This window comes from Streptomyces sp. NPDC005899 (genome assembly GCF_040629645.1).
Taxonomy (GTDB): domain Bacteria; phylum Actinomycetota; class Actinomycetes; order Streptomycetales; family Streptomycetaceae; genus Streptomyces.
Genome location: NZ_JBEXWB010000608.1, coordinates 1 through 2,190 on the forward strand (window position 1 = coordinate 1; position 2,190 = coordinate 2,190).

At 74.3% G+C, this 2,190-nt stretch carries 3 protein-coding genes; all 3 read right to left on the minus strand.

Annotation, left to right across the window (positions count from 1 at the left end; all coding sequences use genetic code 11):
* Nucleotides 1–183: 183 nt before the first annotated feature.
* The 3 genes from ABZ371_RS31975 to ABZ371_RS31985 are packed head-to-tail and all read right to left on the minus strand — an operon-like array spanning nucleotide 184 to nucleotide 2,186.
* A complete protein-coding gene (locus ABZ371_RS31975) occupies nucleotides 184–678 on the minus strand; it encodes an FBP domain-containing protein (protein WP_358686305.1) in 495 nt (164 codons plus the stop codon).
* A 48-nt stretch (nucleotides 679–726) separates the two neighbouring features.
* Nucleotides 727–1,230, minus strand: coding sequence for an NUDIX domain-containing protein (locus ABZ371_RS31980; protein ID WP_358686307.1), 504 nt, complete (start codon nucleotides 1,228–1,230; stop codon nucleotides 727–729).
* 53 nt (nucleotides 1,231–1,283) lie between these two features.
* Nucleotides 1,284–2,186, minus strand: a complete 903-nt coding sequence (locus ABZ371_RS31985) for a hypothetical protein (protein ID WP_358686310.1) — start codon at nucleotides 2,184–2,186, stop codon at nucleotides 1,284–1,286.
* Between the last annotated feature and the right edge of the window lie 4 nt (nucleotides 2,187–2,190).

Consider the following 2,190-nt stretch of genomic DNA (forward strand, 5'->3'; position numbering starts at 1 on the left):
CGACACCCGACGGCCGGCCCCGGCGCTGGTCCCCGGCGGTGGTCCCCTCCGTGCCGGCTGCCGGCCGTCTGGCCTTCCGGGCAGGGCGCGGCCGCCCGGCGGGGGTGGCGGCGCGAGCGGGGTCAGGCCGCGAGGGTGCCGGGGACGCCGGGTCAGGGCCGTGAAGGTGCCGGGGACGCGTGGTCAGGCCGCCAGGGTGTCCAGGAAGGCGGTGAGCTTGTCCCTGGTCCGCTCGATCTGCTGCTCGACGGTCAGCGACTCCTCGAAGCGCCGCCCGGACGCCGGGAGCTTCCTGCCCCGTACGTACAGCGAGCAGTCGAGGTCGGTGCATATGTAGATGCCCACCGAGTTCCCGTCGCGGCCGGCCTGCCCCCTCTTGCGGGCCGTCATCAGCGAGACGCCGTTGCCCGGATGGGTGGTCAGGCAGACCGAGCACATGCTGCGGTGCAGGAAGCCCCGCTGCTGGGACGGGAAGCGGAGCGTGACGCCGGTCAGCTCGCCGTGGAGCTCGGTGACGAGGTAGCTCCGGTCGGGCGCGGACAGATCCCGCCAGCCCAGGAAGTCCAGATCGTCCCACGGCTGCTCGTCGAGGTCACGGGGCAGGGGCAGGCGCTTCGCCTCGCCCTTGGAACAATTGACGAACGACCCGCGGATGTCCTGCTCACCGACTGCTCTCATACCGGCGAGGCTAGGCATTCCTACGGCCATTAGGCAAACGGTTAACAGCTATAGGCCGGTGCCGGCGGGACGGCCGATGGGCAGGTGGTGGGCCGGGGGATGCCGGATACCGAGGTCGGGGCGCCAGACCGCGAGGATCTGGGCGGACGGGTCGAACAGGGCGCCCGGCAGCTCGTGCGGCGCGGTCCACCGCCAGGCACTGATGAGGTGGGGCTCGGTGACCTCGGCGTCCTGCGACAGCGCCTCGACGAACGCGCCCATGCTGATCCGGTTGATGCCGCCCGCCACGTCGTGCACCATCGCGAACACCCGCACGGCGTCCTGCGGCACACGGAGCCCCGTCTCCTCGCGGAGCTCACGCGCGGCGGCGGCCGCGACCGATTCGTGCGTCGGGTCGATCTTGCCACCGGGCAGTTCCCAGGTGCCGTCGCGGTGCCTGCCGAGCAGGATGCGGCCCTGCCCGTCCTGGACGACCACTCCCACCCCGAAGGCGGCCTGGGCGAGCGGCGGGCGGGTGTTGCGGGTGGCGGGGCGCGCGGGGCCGGTGGCCATGGGCTGCTCTTCTCCCGGGTGGCGGGGCGTGGCGTGGGGTGACCCCGCCATCCTCACACGACCAGGTGGAGGCGGGTGGGGGAGACCGAGAGCCGGACGCTCTGACCCCACGTCAGCTCCAGTGCGTCCGACTCCACGCCGTCGCCGAACACCACCATCCGGTCCGACTCGACGGTGAGGGAGAGGCCGTCCTCGCGTCCCAGCTCGCCGGCCACCAGGCGGGTGCCGGTCACCGGCGACGGCCACGCCTCGCGTACGAACCAGAGCAGCCGGGGGTCGGCCGGGCCCGGGAGCCGCAGGCCGCTGCCGCGCTCGGCCCACAGGGAGCGCAGCCAGCCCGTGGCCCCCGTACCCGTGCCCACCAGGACGCCCGAGGACGCCTGGAGCTCCTCCGCCTGCGGATCGGCCGCGTCGGGACGGATGCGGTAGCGGGCGGTCTGGTGGCCGGCCGGTCCGAGGTAGATCTCGTTCAGGGCGAGCAGTCGCTGGGTGTCGTCGGCGACGGCCTCGACCATGGTGAGGGCGTCCGTCCGGACGCCGGGTGCCACGGCGGCCCGGCACAGGGCCGCCGTGTCGGCGGCGCGGTGCCGCACGAGCACGCCGGGGTTGCGGCCCGGATCGGCGTCGACGCCGATCACCGGCCGGCCGGCCAGGTACTTGGCGGCGTTGGCGACCAGCCCGTCCTGGCCGACCACGACGACCACGTCCTCGGGGGCGAACAGGAAGCGGTCGAGATCGGCCCGCTCCACCCGCGTGCTGCGCCACTGCTGCGGCACGGCGGCGGCCACGTCGACGAGCGCCCGCCGGTGGCGCGCGTGGCGCTCGGCGATCTCCTGGACGGACCGCCCGCGGGTGGAGAGGAAGAAGGCCGCCTGCCCGTGCGTCCCGTGCCGCGCCAGCAGTTCCTCGTACTCGGTCCTGCGGTGCACCAGCACCGCCCGCGGGGCCAGGCTCACGCCC